Here is a 1,562-nt window from a genome sequence, read left to right on the forward strand (position 1 = left end):
CCTTGGGTGGTGATGGCTGTGATGACCAGCCGCGCTCTCGACACGGGTGAGCATCACGGGCCCGTCTTGCAGATGTCGTGAGACATGCCTTGCAGATGTCCTGAACCAGCACACTGTCAGCCCGACCATCAGACACCCGGACCCAGGACATGGGTCCGGGTGTCGTCGTTCCGGCGTCGTGGCGCGGTTCTCGGAAGTCCAATGCAGCCACGCGCTGCAGGATGCGGACGATCTCGTGACACACTGCACTGCATGTCTGACGAGCAGGACAAGCTGAAGGTCAGCTTGGAACCGCCCCGGCTGTTCGGTCGCAAGAAGAAGCCCGCCGCGGCCGAGGACGCCGCGCCCGCGGAGCCGGAGACCGTGGTCGAGGAGACGACCGACGAGACCGCCGGCGACCCCGCGGACGAGCCCACCCCGACCATCGAAGCCGGCGACCCGCACGCCTCCGAGCCGGACGTCCCCGAGCCGACGGCGCCGATCGAGACCGTCGAGGCCACCGAGTCGGCCGTGCCCGTCGAGGCGGACGAGCCCGCCGACACCGCCCCGGCGGAGACGACGGCGGCGGAGACGACCGCGGTCGAGGAGCCCGCCGAGCCGGTCGCTCCGGTGACCCCGGCGAAGGCCGCACCGGCCGCCAAGGCGCCGGCGAAGAGGACCAGCCGGTCCCGGAAGCCGGTCCCCCCGGTCGCGCCGGCGACGCCGGTGGAGGTGACCGCGCCCGCACCCGCCGAGCAGACCGCGACCCCGGAGCCGGCCAGTCCCGCACCTGCAGCGCCGGCCACGCCGGCTGCCAAGAAGGCCGCGCCGGCCGCGCCGGCTGCCAAGAAGGCCGCGCCCGCCAAGAAGGTCGCGCCGGCGAAGAAGACGACAGCCGCTGAGCCGGCCGCCGCGGTGCGGCCGCCCGCGGCCCAGCCCGCCGCAGCCCAGCCCGCCGCAGCCCGGCCGGCCGCGGCCAAGCCCGCTGCTGCCGCCACGACGTCCCTGCCGGTCGAGCCGGCGCCGCTGACCGACTACGAGGCCGAGGACGCGGAGATCGCGGCGATGGAGGAGGCCCCGATCCTGGGCCCGCTCCCGGCCGCGGCGGTGACCGGCGGCGTCGTCGGCGCGGCCGCCGTCGCCCTCATCTGGCTGCTCCTGCGCGGCTGCGAGGCGGTCCGCAGCACCGCGTCGTGCGGCGGCGGCCCGGGCTTCGTGCTGCTCGTGGCGACCTTCGCCGTGTGCGTGGTCCTCGGCAGCGCGCTGCTCAAGATGTTCTGGGTCAAGGACCCCGGGACGACCAGCTTCCTCGCCGCCGGCGTGGTCGCGGCGGTGACGCTGACGTTCCTGGTCGGCCTGCTCGACAGCTGGCCGATCGTGATCGTCGTGCCGGTGCTCTCGATCGCGGCGTACGTCGGCTCGGTCAAGCTCACCCAGCTCATCGACGAGACCGCGCGCTAGCTGTAGTTCCCCGTGAGGTTGTGAACGCGGTCGGCGGGGGCGAGGCCTCCGATGCCGGTGTGGGGTCGGTGATGATTGTAGAAGTGGACCCAGTCGGCGTAGGTCGCTGAGCGGGCCTCGTC

General features: G+C 73.6%; 2 protein-coding genes. One reads left to right on the top strand and one right to left on the bottom strand.

Features of this window, described 5'->3' with window-relative positions; translation table 11 throughout:
- Positions 1–252 precede the first annotated feature (252 nt).
- Positions 253–1,440, top strand: a complete 1,188-nt coding sequence (locus ABD709_RS21345; protein ID WP_344779082.1) for a hypothetical protein — start codon at positions 253–255, stop codon at positions 1,438–1,440.
- On the opposite strand, the gene ABD709_RS21350 is transcribed toward ABD709_RS21345, so the two are convergent.
- The coding region (locus ABD709_RS21350) for an integrase core domain-containing protein (RefSeq protein ID WP_344778308.1) at positions 1,437–1,562 on the bottom strand (126 nt) is incomplete at its 5' end. The genes ABD709_RS21345 and ABD709_RS21350 overlap by 4 nt on opposite strands.

Origin of the sequence: Nocardioides panacisoli, assembly GCF_039537325.1 — a bacterium.
Lineage (GTDB): Bacteria > Actinomycetota > Actinomycetes > Propionibacteriales > Nocardioidaceae > Nocardioides > Nocardioides panacisoli.